The sequence below is a fragment of the Streptomyces sp. NPDC003038 genome, from assembly GCF_040611115.1.
Taxonomy (GTDB): Bacteria; Actinomycetota; Actinomycetes; order Streptomycetales; family Streptomycetaceae; genus Streptomyces.
The window spans coordinates 121,388-142,729 of the sequence record NZ_JBEXNN010000009.1; the positions used below are offsets into that span (position 1 = coordinate 121,388).

The window sequence follows — 21,342 nt, forward strand, 5'->3', positions numbered from 1 at the left end:
AGGACGTGCGTTCGGTCAGGACCGACCGGAAGGTGTGCAGGCCGTACCGGAATTGACGCCCGGGGGCTACCAGCCGCGCTCGCGCCACTCCGCCAGGTGAGGCCGCTCGGCGCCGAGCGTGGTGTCGTTGCCGTGGCCGGGGTAGACCCACGCCTCGTCCGGGAGCTGCTCGAACAGTTTGTGCTGGACGTCGTCGAGCAGCCGCGCGAAGGCCTCCGGATCGTCCCAGGTGTTGCCGACGCCGCCGGGGAAGAGGCAGTCCCCGGTGAAGACGTGCGGGTGCCCGTGGGGGTCGTCGTAGATCAGGGCGATCGAGCCGGGGGTGTGGCCGACCAGGTGCCGCGCGGTCAGCTCGACCCGCCCGACGCGTACGGTGTCCCCGTCCGCGACCGGGACGTCGGTCGCGACCGGAATGCCCTCGGCGTCGTAGGCGCCCGCGTACGTGGTGGCCCCGGTCGCCTCGACCACGGCCTGGAGCGCGCCCCAGTGGTCGCCGTGCCGGTGGGTGGTGACGACGGACGCGATGCCGTCGTCCCCGATCAGGCTGAGCAGCGTGTCCGCGTCGGCGGCCGCGTCGATCAGGAGCTGCTCGCCGGTGGCCCGGCAGCGCAGCAGGTAGGCGTTGTTGTTCATCGCGCCCACAGCGACCTTCGAAATCATCAGGTCCGCGAGTTCGTGCACGTCGGCCGGACCGCCGACCTTGACCGCTCCGCTGTACGTCATGTGCCGATCCTAGAGGTGTCGCATCTCAGAGCGGGGGGAGTGCGGGCAGCGGGCCGCCCGTGGGGGTCAGCGAGGCGCCCTTGTCGCCGCGGCCGGCCAGCCAGGCCAGCAGCCCGGCCGCGGTCCCGGACACGGTGACGGCCGGGTCCCCGGCGGAGCCGGTGCGCCAGGCGCGCCCGTCGGCCGCGACCAGGGCCGTCGGCGGCACCTCGGGACGAGCCGACCAGCGGTCGGCGAGGAAGGAGATCTCGCGGCCGGTGAACTCCTCCGGGAGGTCGGACAGCTCGTAGCCGATGTTCAGGTCGACGTGGTGCAGCTCGACCTCGACCAGCCGGCGGAAGGGCACGTTGGCGGCGAGATCGGTCACGCCGCCCCGCAGCTCGACGGTGCGGGACCAGTCCTGGGGCCGCTTGGCGACGGTGAGGAAGCGGGCCGCGGAATCACGGAGGTCCGTGAGGTGTTCTTCCAGAGTCCGGCCGGCATCGCGCTCGATGTCCGCGTCGCGGGCGGTGGCGCTCTCGTACATCGGGCGTCCCTCGAAGACGTTCACGAGGGCGTCCGCGTTGCGTGCCAGGTGGGCCAGGATGTGGCCTCGGGTCCAGCCCGGGAGGTGTGACTCCCCGGCGAGGGCGGCGTTGTCCAGTTTCGCGACGGCGGTCAGCAGTCGGTCGGTGGCCTCATGTACGGATCGCAGGTCGTGCACATGATCAGTCATGGCTTCGAGCCTAGTGGTTCGGGGCCTGCGGCCACACGATCGGGTGAAGCGGTCTGCCGGGTGCCGTAAATCGAATGCGCGTGCTATACGCTCGGAAGTCCACTCTCCAACTCCATCGCAGAGGCGCCCCCCATACCCTGGGACGGGGGCCCGTGCCCCCCGCTCTCTCAAGAAAGGTGCGGACCGGCGTGACCGACCGTCTCATCGTTCGTGGCGCTCGCGAGCACAACCTCAAAAACGTCTCGCTCGACCTGCCCCGCGACTCCCTCATCGTCTTCACCGGACTCTCCGGTTCGGGCAAGTCCTCCCTGGCCTTCGACACGATCTTCGCCGAGGGCCAGCGCCGCTACGTCGAGTCGCTCTCCTCGTACGCCCGGCAGTTCCTCGGGCAGATGGACAAGCCCGACGTCGACTTCATCGAAGGCCTCTCCCCGGCCGTCTCCATCGACCAGAAGTCCACCTCGCGCAACCCGCGCTCCACCGTGGGCACCATCACCGAGGTCTACGACTACCTCCGCCTCCTCTTCGCGCGCATCGGCAAGCCGCACTGCCCCGAGTGCCGCCGCCCCATCTCGCGCCAGTCGCCGCAGGCGATCGTGGACAGGGTGCTCGCGCTCCCCGAGGGCAGCCGTTTCCAGGTGCTCTCGCCGTTGGCGCGTGAGCGCAAGGGTGAGTTCGTCGACCTCTTCTCCGACCTCCAGACCAAGGGCTACAGCCGGGCGCGGGTGGACGGGGAGACGATCCAGCTCTCCGAACCGCCCACGCTGAAGAAGCAGGAGAAGCACACCATCGAGGTGGTCATCGACCGCCTCACCGTCAAGGAGAGCGCCAAGCGCCGGCTCACCGACTCCGTGGAGACCGCCCTCGGCCTCTCGGGCGGCATGGTCATCCTGGACTTCGTCGACCTCGCCGAGGACGATCCCGAGCGTGAGCGGATGTTCTCCGAGCACCTCTACTGCCCGTACGACGACCTGTCCTTCGAGGAGCTGGAGCCCCGCTCCTTCTCCTTCAACTCGCCTTTCGGCGCCTGCCCCGAGTGCACCGGTATCGGTACGCGCATGGAGGTGGACCCGGAGCTGATCATTCCGGACGAGGACAAGTCCCTGGACGAGGGTGCGGTCTCGCCGTGGTCCCTCGGCCACACCAAGGACTACTTCCAGCGGCTGATCGGCGCACTCGCCGCCGAGCTGGGCTTCCGTACGGACATCCCGTGGGCCGGGCTGCCGCAGCGCGCGAAGAAGGCTCTGCTGTACGGCCACAAGACGCAGATCGAGGTCCGCTACCGCAACCGGTACGGCCGCGAGCGCGCCTACACGACGGCCTTCGAAGGCGCCGTGCCGTTCGTCAAGCGGCGGCACTCCGAGTCGGAGAGCGACGCCAGCCGCGAGCGCTTCGAGGGCTACATGCGCGAGGTGCCCTGCCCGACGTGTGAAGGCACCCGGCTCAAGCCGATCGTGCTCGCGGTGACGGTGATGGAGAAGTCCATCGCCCAGGTCGCCGCGATGTCGATCAGCGAGTGCGCGGACTTCCTCGGCCGGATGCGGCTCGACGCCCGCGACAAGAAGATCGCCGAGCGGGTCCTGAAGGAGGTCAACGAGAGGCTGCGCTTCCTCGTGGACGTCGGCCTGGACTACCTCTCGCTCAACCGCGCCGCCGGGACCCTGTCGGGCGGCGAGGCCCAGCGCATCAGGCTCGCCACGCAGATCGGCTCGGGCCTCGTCGGCGTGCTCTACGTGCTGGACGAGCCCTCCATCGGCCTGCACCAGCGGGACAACCACCGGCTCATCGAGACGCTGGTCCGGCTGCGGGACATGGGCAACACGCTGATCGTGGTCGAGCACGACGAGGACACCATCAAGGTGGCCGACTGGGTCGTGGACATCGGCCCGGGCGCCGGCGAGCACGGCGGCAAGGTCGTGCACAGCGGTTCGCTGAAGGACCTGCTGAAGAACCCGGAGTCGATGACCGGGCAGTACCTGTCCGGCAAGCGGTCCATCCCGCTGCCGGAGGTGCGCCGACCCGTGAACGGGGAGCGGAAGCTGACCGTCCACGGCGCCCGGGAGAACAACCTCCAGGACATCGACGTGTCCTTCCCGCTGGGGGTGCTCACAGCCGTGACCGGTGTGTCGGGCTCGGGCAAGTCGACGCTGGTCAACGACATCCTCTACACGCATCTGGCCCGCGAGCTGAACGGCGCCCGATCGGTGCCGGGGCGCCACACCCGGGTCGAGGGCGACGACCTCGTCGACAAGGTCGTCCACGTCGACCAGTCGCCGATCGGACGGACCCCGCGGTCCAACCCGGCGACGTACACCGGCGTCTTCGACCACGTGCGGAAGCTGTTCGCGGAGACGATGGAGGCGAAGGTGCGCGGCTACCTGCCGGGCCGCTTCTCCTTCAACGTCAAGGGCGGTCGGTGCGAGAACTGCTCCGGTGACGGCACGATCAAGATCGAGATGAACTTCCTGCCGGACGTCTACGTCCCGTGCGAGGTGTGCCACGGCGCCCGGTACAACCGGGAGACGCTGGAGGTCCACTACAAGGGCAAGTCCATCGCGGAAGTCCTGAACATGCCGATCGAGGAGGCGCTGGAATTCTTCGACGCGGTGCCGACGATCTCCCGCCACCTGCGGACGCTGAACGAGGTCGGGCTCGGCTATGTCCGCCTCGGCCAGTCCGCGCCGACGCTGTCGGGCGGCGAGGCGCAGCGCGTCAAGCTGGCCTCCGAACTCCAGAAGCGGTCGACGGGCCGGACGGTGTACGTGCTGGACGAGCCGACGACGGGCCTGCACTTCGAGGACATCTCGAAGCTGATCAAGGTGCTGTCGGGGCTGGTGGACAAGGGGAACTCGGTGATCGTCATCGAGCACAACATGGACGTCATCAAAACCGCGGACTGGGTCATCGACATGGGCCCGGAAGGTGGTTACGGCGGCGGCCTGGTGGTCGCCGAGGGGACGCCGGAGCAGGTCGCGTCGGTGGGCGCGAGCCACACGGGCAAGTTCCTGCGGGACATCCTGGGCGCGGACCGGGTCTCCGACGCGGGGACGCCTCCGGCGCGGGCCGTTGCCGCGAAGAAGGCCCCGGCCAAGAAGGCCGCCGCCGCCGCGAAGAAGGTGCCGGCTCCGGCCCGGAAGGCGACGGCGCGGGCCCGCAAGGCGTAGCCGCCGCGCTGAGCTTGCGTGAGGCTTGCGTGAGGAGGGGTCCGGCCTGGCGGCCGGGCCCCTCCTCCGTGTGCGGGGCCGCTGCGGGGGTGCGGACCGCCGTGGGTCTCAGTCCCCGAAGCCGAGCGCCTGCCCGGGTGAGCCCACCTCCGGGGGCGGGGGCGTCGCCCGGACGGGTCCGGGGGTGCGTCCGTTGGTCCGAGCGACCCCCATCTGCCACAAGTGGGCGCCGGGCGCGCCACGGCCCGGTGCCTCCGCGGGGGAGGTTGTCCGGTCCTCGGCCGCCGCCCGCTCGGCGGGGACGGCCTGTTCTGCGGGGACGGTCTGTTCGGCGGCCGCGGGACGCGCCGTCGAGGCGGTTCGCGCCGGGGCCTTCCAGCGTTCGGGCACCGACGGCAGCCGCCGCACCGCCTCTCCGTCCCCTTCCCGCGCCTGCGCGACCGCACGCGCGCGGAGCGCGCTCTGCCGGGCGACGGGCGAGAAGCCGGGCGCGGCGTTCCCCGTCTCGGCCGGCAGCGCGCGCACGCCCATGTCGTTCAGCTCCTGCTGGACACCCGACTCGGGCGCGAAGACCTCGCGCGGCAGCTGCCAGGACGCCGCACCGTCCACGTCCACCCGGTGCTCCCGGCCGCCCACGGCGAAGGTGAGACCGTAGCCGATGTACTGATCGTCCTTGTCGAACAGCAGATCCCCGTTGATCTCTCCGCCCAGGACCCGCACCTCGTCCGCGAGGACCTGCACGGCGGCGGGCAGCGGATTCGTGCGGCCGAGACTGGCGACGTAGCCGTCCGCGTCGACCGTCCTGTGCTCCTGCGCCTCGCCCTCGCCCACCGTGTACGACATCCGGAAACGGGGCCGCCCATCCTCGCCACGGACCGTCTCGACCTCGCCCACGTTCGCGTTGCCGAACTCCAGCCGCCCCTCACCCGCGGGCCCGTACTTCTGCTCCATGGCCCCGAACTGGACCTGGTGCCTCAGGGCCGCCGGCGGCGGGCGCCCCACCACCGTGACCGTCGCAGTGGGGTTCTCCCGCAGGATGATCTCCGCGTTGGCGACCCCGGTCCCCCCTGAACCGGCGATGATCCAGTGCTGGGCGTCGCCTGCGTCGAACCGGTTCTCGGCGACCTCGTCACCCATCAGCACGCGTCCGGGCGCCTCCTCGCGGGCGGCCTCCCACTTGCGGGTCGCCTCCAGAACGGTGAAGCAGTTCTGGATACGGACGGCGGGCTCGCCGTCCGCCCCGGCCTGGAGGGCGTCCTTGAGCGGCGACTCCTCCAGGGCGGCCAGTACGGTACGGGTGTCCACGCCGCCCCGTTCGGCCTCGACCAGCCGGTCACGCAACTCCTGCGCACCGGCAACCCCCTGCCCCTGCAACTCCAGCAGCCGTTCACCGACCAGTCGCAGGGCCTCGCTGCGGCTCTCCACCCCGTACCTGCCACGGACGGTTCCCGGTACGAGCTCCGGCGGCAGGCCGGTCGCCACAGTCGGCACCCCGTCGCAGGCCACCTGCAGCGGTTTGTCGCCCGGCGCCCCGTCCGTGCCGAACGCGTATATCTCGGCGAGGAGTTCACCGTTCGTGCCGAGCCGCAGCCGCGCCTGCCCGTTGACCACGTCGCCCTGGGAGGCCAACTGGTCCTCCCACAGCCGCACCGCCTCGACGGGGACCCGGTGCCGGGGATCGTCCACGGTCCCGTACGGGTCCACTCCCATCCACTGCGCCAGGTCGCGGTCCTGGTCCGCCGACTGCACGATCCCGGCCCCGGGGTCCAGGTGCCACCGCCCGACGGCATCGACCAGCAGCGCTTCCGGATCGCGGCCGCTGAGGCTCGCCCCGCCGCCGATCACCACCCTGCGGAGCGGGATCTCGCCGGCCGCGCGCTGTGCCTCCAGCTGCTGCACGGTCCGCTCACTGATGTGCTCCCGCCACGCCGCCCACTCCGCGGCCGCCCTGCCCAACTGGTCGCGGGGCAGCGGAAGCCCGTTCTGGTCGTAGCCGGGCATCGGCATGGTGACCTCTCGCCGGCCGATGAAGGCCTCGACCTGGCGCTGGGCGCGCAGGGCCGCATCACGGGAGGCCTGGAGCGCGGTGGCGTCGGCGGGGGCGAGCTGCTCGATGGGGCGGGCGAGATCGTCGAGAAGACTCACGGAATCGAGGGAGAGCGAGTCGTACGACAACTGGTAGCGATGGTCTGCTGCGATCCTGTGCCCGCGGAAGGCCTCCTCGTCGCTCATGGCGACGGTCGGTCGGAGCCCGTACGGGTCGAGCAGTGCCGAGAACTGCGCACGCGCGTCCGTCTGCTGTTGCGGGGAAAGGGAAGGGTCTCCGCTCCGCTCGGCGAGCCAGTTGAGCTCTCCTACGCGCCCCCTGTCCGCTGCGGACAGTTCGCGGCTCGCCGGGAGCTCGGCTCCTTCCCGCAGAAAGTCTTCCCGTACCGGGGTCAGGCCCTCGGCCGCCCGTTCACGGACGGCAGTGAGCTCGCCGAGTTCGTGTGCGAGTACCCGTCCCAGCATCTCGGTCGGAAGACGGTCGGAGACACGGATGACGTAATTCTGTGAGGTCGTGTTGGTCGCTGTGTCGGCGATCCTCCCCGCCTCCAGCGGAACGGCATCCACCCAGATCCTCGGCGGTTTGCCCTGGCCGCCGTCCTGAAGATCGAAATACTGACGCCCGTCCTCGGTCCGCCCTGCTTGAAGGGAGCGCAGCCTATCGCCGAGGACAACGGCGGCCACCGCACTCATGTCCCGTTGCGCCGCCGACACGAGTTCTTCCTGGTGCGCGTGTGCGCGCGGAGCCAGCGTGCCCATCACCAGCCGGGGGTCGGCCGACCTGTCCATGTGATGCCCCTCCCGGGCCCCTGCCGTATGCACCTCGTACAACAGACTTTAGGATCATGTCATGTTGAGAGCCCGTTCCTCGTTGGAAGCGCACCTGTACATGGACCTGCACCCGTGCGAGTGCGGGAGCTCCGACTTCGAGCGTCGGCACCATCTGGAGCAGCACGGTGACGACATCGCCGCGGTGTACGAGGGCGTATGCCGGAAGTGCGGTCGCGACCGGGGCTTCACGTTCGTGATGGCGGACGAGATCTCTCCGCCGCCGCCCGCCTTCGGCGGCCCTGAGCCGTCCCAGATCATCGATCCCGGTGAATTCGCGGAGGTTGTGCGGCGCCTGTCCGAACGTGCGGCGCTCGCGATGCTCAATTCACCCCACTCCGAGCACCACAAGCACCGGGGCGCTGCGGCCTATGCACTGGCAGCCCTCGATGAGGTCTTCAAGTTCCTGCCTCCGGGCGAGGACGCGATCCCCGCTTCCGCCTTCACCTCCGAAGTCGGCAGGGCCCGCTACGAGCGAGAGCCGGGAAAGTTCCGTCGCGACATCCTTGAGATCGAGCTCCGGCTCACCCGCAAGATCCTCGCCAATATTGACGAGGTCAGCAGCCCACCCCGCGGTACTGACCCCTAGACGTGATCAGCCCCGCCGACTGCGGCCGTGACCTTTAAGGGGCATGTCATGTTGAGAGCCCGTTCCTCGTTGGTAGCGCACCTGTACATGGACCTGCACCCATGCGAGTGCGGGAGCTCCGACTTCGAGCGTCGGCACCATCTGGAGCAGCACGGTGGCGACATCGCCGCGGTGTACGAGGGCGCGTGCGGGCAGTGCGGACGCGACCGGGTCTTTACCTTCGTGATGGCGGAGGAGATCCCCCCGCCGCCGCCCGCCTTCGGCGGACCTGAGCCGTCCCAGATCATCGATCCGGGTGAGTTCTCGGAGGTTGCGAACCGCATCGCCCGACGCTCGGGGCTCGCGATGCTCAACTCACCCCCATCCGAGCACCACAAGCACCGCGGCGCGACGGCCTATGCACTGGCCGCCGTCGAGGAGGTCCTTAAATTCCTCCCCCCGGGTCAGGACGCCATCCCCGCATCCGCCTTCACCTCAGAAGTGGGCAAGGCCCGCTATGCGAAGGACCCGGGAAAGTTTCGTCGCGACATTCTTGAGATCGAGCTCCGGCTCACACGCAAGATCCTTGCCAACATCGACAGGGTCAGCACCCCACCCCCCGGCACAAACCCCCCGGCTTGATCAGTCCGACCCCTCAAGCTCCGCCGCGTACGGCGGCTCCGCCCCCGCCCGGGTGCAGGTCACGGCCGCCGCGTGGGCGGCGTGGGCCAGCACGTCCGGCCAGTCCACCGGGCCCCGCGCGGCCGAAAGCCGGTGCAGGAGGGCGGCGTTCACGGTGTCGCCCGCGCCGATCGTGTCCGCCACGGCGACCCGGCGGGCCGCCGCCGCGTGCTCCGCGCCCTCCCGCGTCCACACCGTCAGGCCCGCCGCGCCGCGGGTCAGCACCACCGCCGACGGCCCCGCCGCCAGCCAGTCCTCGACCCGGCCGCCCAGCCAGCGGGCGTCCTCCTCCGACAGTTTGAGGACGGAGACGTACGGCAGCAGCCGGTCCAGGAAGCGGGAGCGGTACGCCGCCGGGTCCGCGATCAGCGCCGGCCGGATGTTGGGGTCCAGCAGGGTCAGCAGACCGCGCCGGGACTCCCGGCGCAGCAGGGCCTCGTACGCGCTCGCGCCCGGTTCCAGGACCAGCGAGCAGGTTCCGAGCGCCAGGGCCCGTACGCGCGCCGGAAGGGCGGGAGGCAGGGTGAACAGCCGGTCCGCCGTGCCCTCGACGTAGAAGCCGTACGAGGCAGAGCCGTCCGGGGCGAGCGAGGGCACGGCCAGGGTGGTCGGCTCCGGCCCGCGCTGGACCAGGGACAGGTCCACCCCGGCCGCCCGCAGCCCCGCCAGCAGGCTCTCGCCGAAGCCGTCCGCCGAGACCCGCGAGCAGAAGGCCACCTCGGCGCCGAGCCGCCCCAGCGCCAGCGCGGTGTTGTACGGTCCCCCACCCGGCCTGGGCAGCAGCGCGCCCGGCGGCCGCGCCACGGGCACCAGGTCGATGAGGGCTTCTCCGCCGACGACGATCACGCGGGGGAAGCTACCCCATCTCCCGGCGGTATCGTCGGGTGGGCCCTTGCCCCCACCCTCACGCCAGGAGAGCCCGCATGTCCGCGTCCCGCCCCGCCGCCCGCCGTACCGTCCTCAAGGGCGCCGCCGCGCTCGCCGGGGCCGCCGGTGCCGGAGGCGCCCTCGCGGCCTGCTCCACCGAGACCAACAGCGGCGGCGGCACCCCGGCGACCCCCACCGCCCCGGTCGAGCTGGGCGACGCGGCAGCGGTCCCGGTCGGCGGCGCGAAACTTTTCCGGGAGCGGAAGCTGATCGTCAGCTGCGTGGCGGAGGGCCAGTACAAGGCGTTCAGCGCCCAGTGCACGCACGCCGGCTGCGTGCTGGACAAGATCGTCGAGGGTGAGGGGAACTGCCCGTGCCACGGCAGCCGCTTCGACGTGACCACCGGCCGGGCGCTGCGCGGCCCGGCCACCGACCCGCTGCCCGCCGTCCCCGTCAGGGCCGAGGGCGGCAAGCTCATCGCGGGCTGACACCCCGCCCGACGACTACTCCCAGTCCCAGCCGATCCCGATGATCCCCCGGTGCACCGCCTGCTCCACCAGGTGCACCGCCCGGTGCCGGCCGCTCGGCGTCAGGTTCGCGAGGCCGGTGCGCGGTGCCTGCGGGCCGGTGCGGGCGAAGCGGCGGCAGCGCACGGGCAGGGCCGCCTCGTCGAACCGCACCTGGAGCATGTACTGGCCGCCGGCGTAGCTGAAGCCGCGCACGTACTCGCTGCTGCGCTCACCGGTGCCGTCCTCGACGCCGTAGCCGAAGACGTACGTGTCCCCGCGCCGCAGCCGGGCGTCGAAGAGCAGCTCCGCGACCACCACCCCGGCCTCCGGGCACGACCGGACACGGCCCGTGCGGCAGTTCTCGTACGACGTCACCTCCACCCGGGACGGGTCGCAGCCGGGGTCGCCGTGGTGGACGGCGAGGTAGCGGTCGATCCCGTCGCGGTGGGCCCGGACGATCTGCTGGGACTCGCGCCCCAGCAGTTCGCCGGCCGGCCCGATGCGGACCCGCTCGTGGTGGCCGACCGAGTGCAGTCCGCCGTCCGACGGGAGCTCCATGGCGGCCAGCAGCCGCTCCACCGCCGCGCCCACGTTCACCAGGGCGCGGTACGAGCGCGCGGCCGGGCGGGCGGTGTCGGGGCCTGCCTCCGGACTGCTCAGCAGGCGCAGGAGAGCGCCGTCCGGCAGCTCCAGGATCTGCTCCAGCGCGCCGACGGCGCGCAGGGATTCCGCGCGGCGCGGCCGGCGGGCGCCCTGCTGCCAGTAACTGAGGCTGGTGACCCCGACCTTGATGCCGCGTGCGGCGAGCCGGTGCTGTACCCGGTGCAAGGGCAGTCCGCGCGCCGCGAGGGCGGCCCGCAGGGCCAGATGGAAGGGACCGCCCCGCAGTAACTGTCCGAGTTCCGCCTTGTCCGCGGTCGGTCGCATGGCGACTCCTCTGTGAACGTTCACGCGCGTGGGAGTGCGGGGGTGCGCCGATGGGCCGGGGAGCAGGTGCAACGTGGGCAACCGTTCACACCCCAGTCCCACCGTTCACACTGCAATGTCACCGCGTATTGAAGCGTGTTGACCTGATCGCGACAACTCCCTGATGCTCCTCCACAGCGTCCGGACGCGCTCCTCCACCCCCACTCTCCCCACCTCGGGAGGAACGCGATGCGCCATCCCCACCGGCGGCTTTCCCTCGCCGCCTTCATCACCGCCCTGCTCCTCGCCCTGCCCACCGCCACCGCCACCGCCGCCGGTGCCGGTACGGGCAGCGACAGCTCGGCCCTCGCCTCCAAGCGCCTGAACATCACCATGCAGGCGCAGCAGAAGAGCAACTGGTGCTGGGCCGCGGGCGGCAACACCATCGCCACCTGGTTCGGCCGCAACTACACCCAGAACCAGTTCTGCAACGCCGCCTTCAACCGCCAGCAGGGCTACGACTGCCCCAACAGCCAGGCCACCCTCGGAAACGTCCAGACCGGCCTGCGCTGGGCGGGCGTCAACGCCGGCTCCTACGTCAACGGCTGGCTCCAGTACTCCACCGTCCAGACCGAGATCAACGCCAACCGCCCGATCGAGACCCGGATCCAGTGGTCCAACGGCGGCGGCCACATGCACGTCATCTACGGCTACGACACCGCCAGCAACTGGGTCTACTGGGGCGACCCCTGGCCCTCCAGCGACCGCTACAACTGGGCCTCGCACGCCTGGTACGTGGACAACAGCACCTTCTCCTGGACCCACTCGCTCTACCGGATCGGGGCGTGACCGCCATGGCCTCCTCCAGCCCCGCCACCCGGCGTACCCGGCGCACCCTGCGCACCGCCACCGCCGCTGCCGGCCTCGCCGCGGCCGCCACCGCCGTACTGGCCCTCGCCCCGCAGGCCTCGGCGGCCCCCGTACCTCAGCCCCAGTCCGACACCGCCGAGACCCGGGCCGCAGCCGCGCGGGCGGCCGGGGCCCCCGACACCATGGCCACCCTCTCCCGCTTCTTCTCCCGGGAGGGCAAGGTCGCGCAGAGCGCCGCCCAGCCCCGTATCGAGGGCGAGGCGATACCGGTGCACCACCTCTCCCCGGACTTCGTCGCGGGCAAGGAGGGCGCGCCCGTCGCCCGCCTGGAATTCCTCGCCAGCAAGGCCGTCTCCTCCGACGGCCAGCAGGCCGCCCTGTGGACGGCGCGGACCGCGGCCGGCTGGCAGGTCGTGAACATCGCCACCGGCGACGACGAGTTCCGCTACGCGCGGCTCGGCGCCGCCGAACTTCCGGGCGGCACCGTCTTCCGGGAGCCGCAGATCGACGCCTGGTACGTCGCCGGGGGCGGCCGGGTGCTGCCGCTGGACGAGGACGCGGTACGGGCCGTGGGCGCGGGCGGGACCACCCTGGCCGCGTACCGGGCCCGCGTGAGCGCGGCGTACGGGGACAAGCTGCCCGGCTCCGGTTACGCCAAGGGGGGCAAGGCGGGCGGCTACGCACCGGGCCCCGCCGCTCCGGCTTCCGCCGGGGCTGCCGCGTCCGCCGCGTCCGCCGAGCCGGGCACGCCCGTGACGGTGGTGGCCGCCGGGGCGCTCGCGCTGGGCGGTGCCGGGGTGCTGGTCCTGCGCCGCCGCCGCACCGGCGAGGCGTAGCGCCGCCTGCCCGCGAGGGCCCCGCTCCGCCAGGGCGGGGCCCTCGCGGTCGGCCGGGCTCGGCGCTCCGGTCGCCGCCGGGCCCGGAGCCCGCGGCTCCGCCCGGACCCCGCGCCTCAAACGGCGAGGCCCAAGGCGTCCCCGGCGGGGGCGCGACGGTGCGGGGCCGGCCGGTCGGCGCGGCGGAGGCGTACGGCCGGTCGGCGCGGCGGAGGCGTACGGCCGGTCGGCGCGGCGGAGGCGTACGGTCGGTTGTCAGCACGCGCAAGTAGGGTGGTTGGCATGGCCGACCCTTCCAGCTACCGCCCCAAGCCGGGACAGATCCCCGACTCCCCGGGGGTCTACAGGTTCCGCGACGAGCACCGCCGGGTGATCTACGTCGGGAAGGCCAAGAGCCTGCGCCAACGCCTGGCCAGCTACTTCCAGGACGTCGCCGGCCTGCACCCCCGTACCGCCACGATGGTGACCACGGCCGCCTCCGTCGAGTGGACCGTCGTCTCCACCGAGGTCGAGGCGCTCCAGCTGGAGTACTCCTGGATCAAGGAGTACGACCCCCGGTTCAACGTCAAGTACCGCGACGACAAGAGCTACCCCTCCCTCGCGGTCACCATGAACGAGGAGTACCCCCGCGTCCAGGTCATGCGCGGTCCCAAGAAGAAGGGCGTGCGCTACTTCGGTCCGTACGGGCACGCCTGGGCGATCCGCGAGACCGTCGACCTGATGCTCCGGGTCTTCCCGGTCCGCACCTGCTCCGCCGGAGTGTTCAAGCGCTCCGAGCAGATCGGCCGCCCGTGCCTCCTCGGCTACATCGGCAAGTGCTCCGCGCCCTGCGTCGGCCGGGTCACCCCCGAGGAACACCGGGAACTGGCCGAGGACTTCTGCGACTTCATGGCCGGCCGTACCGGCACCTACCTCTCCCGCCTCGAACAGCAGATGCGCGAGGCCGCCGAGGACATGGAGTACGAGAAGGCCGCCCGGCTGCGCGACGACATAGGGGCGCTGCGCCGGGCCATGGAGAAGAACGCCGTGGTGCTCGCCGACGCCACCGACGCCGACCTCATCGCCGTCGCCGAGGACGAGCTCGAAGCCGCCGTGCAGATCTTCCACGTACGCGGCGGCCGGGTCCGCGGCCAGCGCGGCTGGGTCACCGACAAGGTCGAGGCGGTCGACACGGCCGGGCTCGTCGAGCACGCGCTCCAGCAGCTGTACGGCGAGGAGAAGGGCGAGGCCGTCCCCAAGGAGGTGCTGGTCCCGGCGTTGCCCGAGGACACGCCCGCCCTCGCCGAGTGGCTGGCCGAGCGCCGCGGGTCCCAGGTCAGCCTGCGCATCCCGCAGCGCGGCGACAAGAAGGCCCTCATGGAGACCGTCCACCGCAACGCGCAGCAGTCCCTCGCCCTGCACAAGACCAAGCGGGCCAGCGACCTCACCACCCGCTCCCGGGCACTGGAGGAGATCGCGGAGGCGCTGGAGCTGGACGGCGCCCCCCTGCGCATCGAGTGCTTCGACATCTCGCACCTACAGGGCGACGACGTGGTCGCCTCCATGGTCGTCTTCGAGGACGGCCTCGCCCGCAAGAGCGAGTACCGGCGCTTCCAGATCAAGTCGTTCGAGGGTCAGGACGACGTCCGCTCCATGCACGAGGTGGTCTCCCGGCGCTTCCGCCGCTACCTCCAGGAGAAGCTGAAGACGGGGGAGTGGGAACCGCAGGAGGAGGCGGAGGGGGGATCGCCCGAGGACGACGGGCGCCCCAAGCGCTTCGCGTATCCGCCCCAGCTCGTCGTGGTCGACGGCGGCCAGCCGCAGGTCGCCGCCGCCAAGCGGGCGCTGGAGGAGCTCGGCGTCGACGACGTCGCCGTGTGCGGCCTGGCCAAGCGGCTCGAAGAGGTGTGGCTGCCCGGCGAGGACGACCCGGTCGTGCTGCCCCGGACCAGCGAGGGCCTCTACCTGCTCCAGCGGGTCCGTGACGAAGCCCACCGGTTCGCCATCCAGTACCAGCGCAACAAACGGGGCAAGCGCCTGCGGACCGGCCCGCTGGACGACGTACCCGGCCTCGGCGAGAGCCGCAGGCTGGCCCTGGTCAAGCACTTCGGTTCGGTGAAGAAGCTGAGACAGGCGACAATCGACCAGATCTGCGAGGTCCCGGGCATAGGCCGCAAGACGGCCGAGACCGTGGCCGCGGCCCTCGCCCGGGCGGTTCCCGCCGGCCCTGCCGTCAACATGGCCACAGGAGAGATCATTGAGGATGAGACCCCCGCGCCAGCGGGAGCATCGTCCGAACGGGGGACCGAGCAATGACCGAGCACGAGACCACGCACGACCGAGACGGAGCACAGGTGAGTACGGGCACGACAGTGGAGCCCGGCGATACCGCCGAGGCGGCCATCCCCGAGCTGGTGATCATCTCCGGTATGTCCGGAGCCGGCCGCAGCACCGCGGCCAAGTGTCTGGAGGACCTCGGCTGGTTCGTCGTCGACAACCTCCCGCCGGCACTGATCCCCACCATGGTGGAACTGGGCGCCCGCTCCCAGGGCAATGTGGCGCGCATCGCCGTCGTCGTCGACGTCCGCGGCCGCCAGTTCTTCGACGCCCTGCGCGAGTCCCTCGCCGACCTCGACAGCCGTGGCGTCACCCGGCGCATCGTCTTCCTCGAGTCCTCCGACGACGCGCTGGTCCGCCGCTTCGAGTCGGTCCGCCGCCCGCACCCCCTCCAGGGCGACGGCCGCATCACCGACGGCATCGCCGCCGAGCGCGACCTGCTGCGGGAGCTGCGCGGCGACGCCGACCTGGTGATCGACACCTCCAGCCTCAACGTGCACGAGCTGCGCGCCAAGATGGACGCCCAGTTCGCCGGTGACGAGGAGCCCGAGCTGCGGGCCACCGTCATGTCCTTCGGCTACAAGTACGGCCTCCCCGTCGACGCCGACCTCGTCGTCGACTGCCGCTTCATCCCCAACCCGCACTGGGTCCCGGAGCTGCGCCCCTTCACCGGGCTCAACGAGGAGGTGTCGGGTTACGTCTTCAGCCAGCCCGGCGCCAAGGAGTTCCTCGACCGCTACACCGAGCTGCTCCAGCTCATCGCCACCGGCTACCGCCGCGAGGGCAAGCGGTACGTGACCATCGCGGTCGGCTGCACAGGCGGGAAGCACCGCAGCGTCGCCATGTCCGAGAAGCTCGCCGCCCGCCTTGCCTCCGAGGGAGTCGAGACCGTCGTAGTCCACCGGGACATGGGGCGCGAGTGACCGGACGGACCCTGCGCCTGCGCCGCCTGCGCCGGCTCACCGCCGGCCGGGGTGACGACGGCGGCGGCCGCACCGGCCGCCGCCGCGGCGCGGCCCCCAAGGTGGTCGCGCTCGGCGGCGGCCAGGGCCTGTCGGCCTCCCTCACCGCCCTGCGCCGGATCACCGGCGAACTGACCGCCGTGGTCACCGTCGCCGACGACGGCGGCTCCAGCGGGCGGCTCCGCGAGGAGCTCGGCGTGCTGCCGCCCGGCGATCTGCGCAAGGCGCTGGCCGCGCTGTGCGGTGACGACGAATGGGGCCAGACCTGGGCCCGCGTCATCCAGCACCGCTTCCAGTCCCGCGGCGACCTGCACGAGCACGCGGTCGGCAATCTGCTGATCGTCGCCCTGTGGGAACAGCTCGGCGACCCCGTCCAGGCCCTCGACCTGGTCGGCAGGCTGCTCGGCGCGCAGGGCCGGGTGCTGCCGATGTCGGCGGTGCCGCTGGAGCTGCAAGCCCTGGTCAAGGGCCACGACCCGGCCCGCCCCGAGGACGTGGACACCGTCCGGGGGCAGGCCACGGTGGCCCTCACCCCCGGCGAGGTCCTCTCCGTGCAGGTGGTGCCGAGCGACCCGCCGGCCGTGCCGGAGGCCGTGGCGGCGGTCCTGGACGCCGACTGGGTGGTACTCGGTCCGGGGTCCTGGTTCTCCTCCGTGATTCCGCACCTGCTGGTGCCGGAATTGCTCGACGCACTGGTCGAGACCAAGGCCCGCAGGGTCCTCTCGCTGAACCTCGCGCCCCAACCCGGTGAAACAGAGGGCTTCTCTCCGCAGCGTCATTTGGAGGTTTTGGCCCGACACGCCCCTAAACTCGCCCTGGACGTGGTGCTGGCCGACGAGGCCGCCGTGCCCGACCGCGAGTCCCTCGCCGATGCCGCAAAACGGTTCGGCGCCGCGGTCGAGCTGGCGCCGGTGGCCAGGCAGGACGGCTCTCCGAAACATGATCCGGAGCTGCTCGCCGCCGCGTACGACCGTATTTTTCGGATGCATGGAAGGATCGGCCCATGGCGATGACGCCCGCGGTGAAGGATGAGATCTCCCGCCTGCCCGTCACCCGGACCTGCTGCAGGAAGGCTGAGGTCTCGGCGATTCTTCGGTTCGCGGGCGGGTTGCACCTGGTGAGCGGACGAATCGTCATCGAGGCGGAGCTGGACACGGGCATCGCCGCCCGGCGCCTGCGCAAGGACATTCTGGAGATCTTCGGCCACTCCTCGGACCTCGTGGTCATGGCTCCCGGCGGCCTGCGCCGCGGCAGCCGCTACGTGGTCCGCGTCGTGGCGGGCGGAGATCAGCTGGCCCGCCAGACGGGCCTCGTGGACGGCCGCGGACGCCCCATCCGGGGCCTTCCGCCCCAGGTGGTCTCCGGGGCCACCTGTGACGCGGAGGCGGCCTGGCGCGGCGCCTTCCTGGCCCACGGCTCGCTGACCGAGCCGGGGCGGTCCTCCTCCCTGGAGGTCACCTGCCCCGGCCCGGAGGCCGCCCTGGCCCTGGTGGGCGCCGCCCGCAGGCTCTCCATCGCCGCCAAGGCGCGCGAGGTGCGCGGAGTGGACCGGGTCGTGGTCCGCGACGGCGACGCGATCGGCGCCCTGCTGACCCGGCTCGGCGCGCACGAGTCGGTGCTGGCCTGGGAGGAGCGGCGGATGCGGCGCGAGGTGCGCGCCACCGCCAACCGCCTCGCCAACTTCGACGACGCCAATCTGCGCCGCTCGGCCAGGGCCGCGGTGGCCGCCGGCGCCCGCGTGCAGCGCGCGCTGGAGATCCTCGGCGAGGAGGTCCCCGAGCACCTCGCCGCGGCCGGCCGGCTGCGCATGGAGCACAAGCAGGCCTCCCTGGAGGAGCTCGGCGCGCTCGCCGACCCGCCGCTGACCAAGGACGCGGTGGCGGGCCGGATCCGGCGCCTGCTGGCGATGGCCGACAAGCGGGCCCAGGACCTCGGCATCCCGGGCACCGAGTCGAACCTCGACCTGAGCGACGAGATGGCCGACAACATGGCCGGTTAGGAGCCCCCGGTCCCCGGGACAGCCCCCAGCCACCCCGTACGTACGCCGCGAGGGGTCCGCACGAGTGATCGTGCGGGCCCCTTTCCGTATGCCCCATTGACATGGGCATGGGCTGTCGTGAGCCTGTCGTGCGAACGCTTTCGTGGCCGACGACGCCCAGGGGGGCACATGAGGCACCGCGCGAGATCGATCCTCGCCGCAAGCGCACTCGTCTTCGCAACCACACTCGCCGCATTACCCGTGGCGGCGCAGGCCCGGCCCGCGGCCGACTCCGGCGAGGCATCCGGCGCCGACGAGGTACGGGTCTACGACGCCGCCATCACCCGGGAACAGGTGCCGCTCGTCCTCGCCGCCGGCCAGGACGCCCACGAGCTCACCGAGCAGGCCCCGCAGACCGGCACCGCCGAGGTCGAGCTCTTCCTCACCGGCGGCCAGGCCGAGGAACTCGCCGCCCAGGGCGTCAAGCTCGCCGAACGCGAGGTCGCGGCCGAGGGCCTGGCCCGTGCCAAGGCCGCCGGCGACGGGGTGTTCCGCCCGTACAGCGGCAAGGGCGGCCTCCAGGAGGAGATCCTCGCCACCGCCGGGGCCCACCCCGGCCTCACCAAGGTCGTCTCCATCGGCAAGACCGTCCAGGGCAAGGACATCCTCGCCCTCAAGGTCAGCAAGAACGCCCGCAAGGCCGAGGACGGCTCCAAGCCGTCCGTGCTCTACATGTCCAACCAGCACGCCCGCGAGTGGATCACCCCCGAGATGACCCGGCGGCTGATGCACCACACCCTCGACAACTACGGCAAGGACCCGCGGATCACCAGGCTGGTGGACTCCACGGAGCTGTGGTTCCTGCTGTCCGCCAACCCCGACGGGTACGACTACACGCACGCCCCCGACGGCGTGCGGCTGTGGCGCAAGAACATGCGCGACAACGACGGCGACGGCAAGCACGCCCCCGGCGACGGCGTCGACCTCAACCGGAACTTCACCTACAAGTGGGGCTACGACAACGAGGGCTCCTCCCCGAACCCGGCGAGCGAGACCTACCGCGGCCCCAAGGCCTCCTCCGAGCCCGAGACCGTCGCCCTGGACGGCTTCCAGAAGCGCATCGGCTTCGAGTACGCCATCAACTACCACTCCGCCGCCGAGCTGCTGCTCTACGGAGTGGGCTGGCAGGTGGCCACCCCCACCCCGGACGACGTCGCCTACGAGGCGCTCGCCGGCACCCCGGAGAACCCGGCCGTCCCGGGCTACCACCCGCAGGTCTCCTCCGAGCTCTACACCACCAACGGCGAGGCCGACGGGCACGCCTCCAACGTCAACGGCATCATGATGTTCACGCCGGAGATGACCACCTGCCGGACGGCCTCCGCGAGCGACCCGAACGACGAGTGGAAGCCCGAGGACTGCGCCTCCGGCTTCAACTTCCCGGACGACGAGAAGCTCATCCAGGCGGAGTTCGCCAAGAACATCGACTTCGCCCTCTCGGTCGGCGAGAGCGCCGCGCAGCCCGACCGGCCGGTGTCCTCCGTGGGCCTGAGCGCCGCGGACTTCACCCTGGACCCCTTCACCACGTCCTACGCCGGCCGCGGCGAGGACCAGCCGGTCTCCGTCACGGCCCGCACGTCGCTCCGGGACAAGGAGCTCAATTTCAGGATCAACGCAGGGCGCACGCACGACGAGGACCTCACCGCCTGGAGGGGCGGTGAGGTCTACGGCGGCGAGGACAACAACTGGTTCGACGAGTACCGCGCCGAGGTGGAGGGCGCCAAGCCCGGCGACAAGGTCGAGGTCTGGTTCACCGGCCGCGACCGCTCCGGCAAGAAGGTCTCCAGCGAGCACTTCACGTACACGGTGGCCGCGCGGCCGCGCGCGGACGTCCTCGTGATCGCCGAGGAGGGAGCCAAGGCCCGGCACGCGCAGAGCTACGTCGACGCCCTGCGCGCCAACGGCCGCTCCGCCGCGGTCTGGGACGTCGCCACCCAGGGCGCCCCGCACCACCTCGGAGTGCTCTCCCACTTCCGTACGGCCCTCCACTACACCGGCGCCGCGACCCCCGGCGGCGACACCCAGCTGGCGGTGCGCGACTTCCTGAACGAGGGCGGCAGGCTGATCGAGGCCGGTGAACTGGCGGGCGGCAACGCCCAGGTCGGCCGCGCCGTGACGAACGACTTCAGCCAGTACTGGCTCGGCGCGTACGGCCGTACGAGTGTCAGCGGCGCCACCGGCTTCACCGGCGCGGGCGCCCTCGCCGGAGCCCGGGGCGGCCTCGGCGACGCCGCGGGCAACCCGCTCAACGCCCCCGGTTCCTACACCGTGACCTCCGAGACCCTGGCTCCCGACCGGTTCCCGCAGTTCGCGAGCGCGCAAGCGGGCCGCTTCGCCGGGGTCGTCAACCCGTACGCCCCGTACGCCGGCACCGGCATGGCCGCCGCCACGCACCAGGACAACGACTGGAAGCGGCTGGTCCGCACGATCGACCTCACCGGGGTCAGCGCGGCCGACGAGCCGCGGCTGAAGCTCGCGCTGAACTGGAACACCGAGGAGGGCTACGACCACGCCGCCCTGGAGGCCCGTACGGCCGGCGGGGACGACTGGACCACCCTGCCCGAAGCGGGCGGCCTGAGCAGTTCAGCCGTGCCGCAGGAGTGCGCGGCCGGATTCTTCCTGAACGGCCACCCGTTCCTGCGCCGCTACCTCACCCTGGACGGCGGCGGCTGCACCCCGCAGGGCACCAGCGGCGCCTGGAACAGCTTCACCGGCTCCTCCGACGGCTGGCGGCAGGTGTCCTTCGACCTGAGCGCGTACGCGGGCAAGAGCGTCGAGCTCTCGCTCTCCTCCATCACCGACCCCGGCTCGGGCGGCCGCGGCGTCTTCGCGGACGAGGCGCGCCTCTCCGTCGGCGGCGCGGACCGGGCCGTCGAGGGTTTCGAGACCTCTCTCGGCGTCTGGAGCGCCCAGGGCGCGCCTGCCGGAAGTCCCGCGGTTCCAGGCGATTGGTCCCGGTCCGGGGAGCTGTTCACCTCCTACGCGGCGGTTACTACCCGTAACACCGTGCTCCTCGGCTTCGGCCTCGAACACGTGCCCGCGGCGGCGGACCGCGCGGTACTCGTCGGTAAGGCGCTGCGCTCGCTCGATCGTTGAGCAGCGACCTCCCCGATGCTCACGGTGAGTGACGGGGAGCGAGGTCCCGGGGCCCCGTACCGGCAGGTCCGGTCGGGGCCCCCGCAAGAGTCCTCCCAGGAAGTGGGGGGAGTGTCAGGCCCCGGCCGATGTCACCCCGAAGCTCACGGAGAGGTAGGGTCGTAAGCGGTCGGGGACATCCCATACAGCTCGCCGGCGCACAGACCGGCGCACCAAC

General features: G+C 71.8%; 16 protein-coding genes. 11 read left to right on the forward strand and 5 right to left on the reverse strand.

The window, feature by feature from the left end; all coding sequences use genetic code 11:
- Positions 1–66 precede the first annotated feature (66 nt).
- Entirely contained in the window at positions 67–723 is a 657-nt protein-coding gene (locus ABZX75_RS14440; protein WP_355410476.1) for an MBL fold metallo-hydrolase, read from the reverse strand.
- Between the two features lie 25 nt (positions 724–748).
- Positions 749–1,438, reverse strand: a complete 690-nt coding sequence (locus tag ABZX75_RS14445; protein ID WP_355410477.1) for a maleylpyruvate isomerase family mycothiol-dependent enzyme — start codon at positions 1,436–1,438, stop codon at positions 749–751.
- A 188-nt stretch (positions 1,439–1,626) separates the two neighbouring features.
- Between ABZX75_RS14445 and uvrA the strand changes: the two genes are divergently transcribed.
- Positions 1,627–4,602, forward strand: a complete 2,976-nt coding sequence (gene uvrA / locus ABZX75_RS14450) for an excinuclease ABC subunit UvrA (protein ID WP_355410478.1) — start codon at positions 1,627–1,629, stop codon at positions 4,600–4,602.
- A gap of 108 nt (positions 4,603–4,710) precedes the next feature.
- Here uvrA and ABZX75_RS14455 read toward each other — a convergent pair whose 3' ends face one another.
- Complete coding sequence (locus ABZX75_RS14455; protein WP_355410479.1) at positions 4,711–7,437, reverse strand: hypothetical protein; 2,727 nt, start codon at positions 7,435–7,437, stop codon at positions 4,711–4,713.
- 61 nt (positions 7,438–7,498) lie between these two features.
- On the opposite strand from ABZX75_RS14455, the gene ABZX75_RS14460 reads away from it, so the two are divergent.
- Together ABZX75_RS14460 and ABZX75_RS14465 are read left to right on the forward strand one after the other, a co-directional pair.
- Positions 7,499–8,065: a hypothetical protein gene (locus ABZX75_RS14460; RefSeq protein WP_355410480.1), complete on the forward strand. Its 567-nt coding sequence runs from the start codon at positions 7,499–7,501 to the stop codon at positions 8,063–8,065.
- Positions 8,066–8,152: 87 nt separating this feature from the next.
- Positions 8,153–8,686 carry a hypothetical protein gene (locus tag ABZX75_RS14465; protein WP_355410481.1) on the forward strand — a complete coding sequence of 178 codons (534 nt, stop codon included), beginning with the start codon at positions 8,153–8,155 and terminating at the stop codon, positions 8,684–8,686.
- On the opposite strand, the gene ABZX75_RS14470 is transcribed toward ABZX75_RS14465, so the two are convergent.
- Positions 8,687–9,571, reverse strand: coding sequence for a carbohydrate kinase (locus ABZX75_RS14470; protein ID WP_355410482.1), 885 nt, complete (start codon positions 9,569–9,571; stop codon positions 8,687–8,689).
- Positions 9,572–9,648: 77 nt separating this feature from the next.
- Between ABZX75_RS14470 and ABZX75_RS14475 the strand changes: the two genes are divergently transcribed.
- On the forward strand, positions 9,649–10,080 hold the full coding sequence (locus ABZX75_RS14475; protein ID WP_355410483.1) for a Rieske (2Fe-2S) protein: 432 nt from the start codon (positions 9,649–9,651) through the stop codon (positions 10,078–10,080).
- Positions 10,081–10,095: 15 nt separating this feature from the next.
- Here the strand turns inward: ABZX75_RS14475 and ABZX75_RS14480 are convergent, their stop codons facing one another.
- Positions 10,096–11,028 carry a hypothetical protein gene (locus tag ABZX75_RS14480; RefSeq protein WP_355410484.1) on the reverse strand — a complete coding sequence of 311 codons (933 nt, stop codon included), beginning with the start codon at positions 11,026–11,028 and terminating at the stop codon, positions 10,096–10,098.
- 228 nt (positions 11,029–11,256) lie between these two features.
- Between ABZX75_RS14480 and ABZX75_RS14485 the strand changes: the two genes are divergently transcribed.
- The 7 genes from ABZX75_RS14485 to ABZX75_RS14515 all read left to right on the forward strand — a co-directional run bounded on the left by ABZX75_RS14485 (position 11,257) and on the right by ABZX75_RS14515 (position 21,125).
- Complete coding sequence (locus ABZX75_RS14485) at positions 11,257–11,856, forward strand: papain-like cysteine protease family protein (RefSeq protein WP_355410485.1); 600 nt, start codon at positions 11,257–11,259, stop codon at positions 11,854–11,856.
- 5 nt (positions 11,857–11,861) lie between these two features.
- A complete protein-coding gene (locus tag ABZX75_RS14490) occupies positions 11,862–12,713 on the forward strand; it encodes a hypothetical protein (RefSeq protein ID WP_355410600.1) in 852 nt (283 codons plus the stop codon).
- A 282-nt stretch (positions 12,714–12,995) separates the two neighbouring features.
- Entirely contained in the window at positions 12,996–15,008 is a 2,013-nt protein-coding gene (gene uvrC, locus ABZX75_RS14495) for an excinuclease ABC subunit UvrC (protein ID WP_355410486.1), read from the forward strand.
- Complete coding sequence (gene rapZ, locus ABZX75_RS14500) at positions 15,005–15,952, forward strand: RNase adapter RapZ (RefSeq protein ID WP_355410487.1); 948 nt, start codon at positions 15,005–15,007, stop codon at positions 15,950–15,952. The genes uvrC and rapZ overlap by 4 nt, the downstream gene beginning before the upstream one ends.
- Positions 15,949–17,004: a uridine diphosphate-N-acetylglucosamine-binding protein YvcK gene (yvcK, locus tag ABZX75_RS14505; protein ID WP_355410488.1), complete on the forward strand. Its 1,056-nt coding sequence runs from the start codon at positions 15,949–15,951 to the stop codon at positions 17,002–17,004. Before rapZ ends, yvcK begins: the two co-directional genes overlap by 4 nt.
- Positions 16,995–17,990, forward strand: coding sequence for a DNA-binding protein WhiA (gene whiA / locus ABZX75_RS14510; RefSeq protein WP_355410489.1), 996 nt, complete (start codon positions 16,995–16,997; stop codon positions 17,988–17,990). The genes yvcK and whiA overlap by 10 nt, the downstream gene beginning before the upstream one ends.
- A gap of 168 nt (positions 17,991–18,158) precedes the next feature.
- Positions 18,159–21,125, forward strand: a complete 2,967-nt coding sequence (locus tag ABZX75_RS14515) for a M14 family zinc carboxypeptidase (RefSeq protein ID WP_355410490.1) — start codon at positions 18,159–18,161, stop codon at positions 21,123–21,125.
- Positions 21,126–21,342 lie beyond the last annotated feature (217 nt).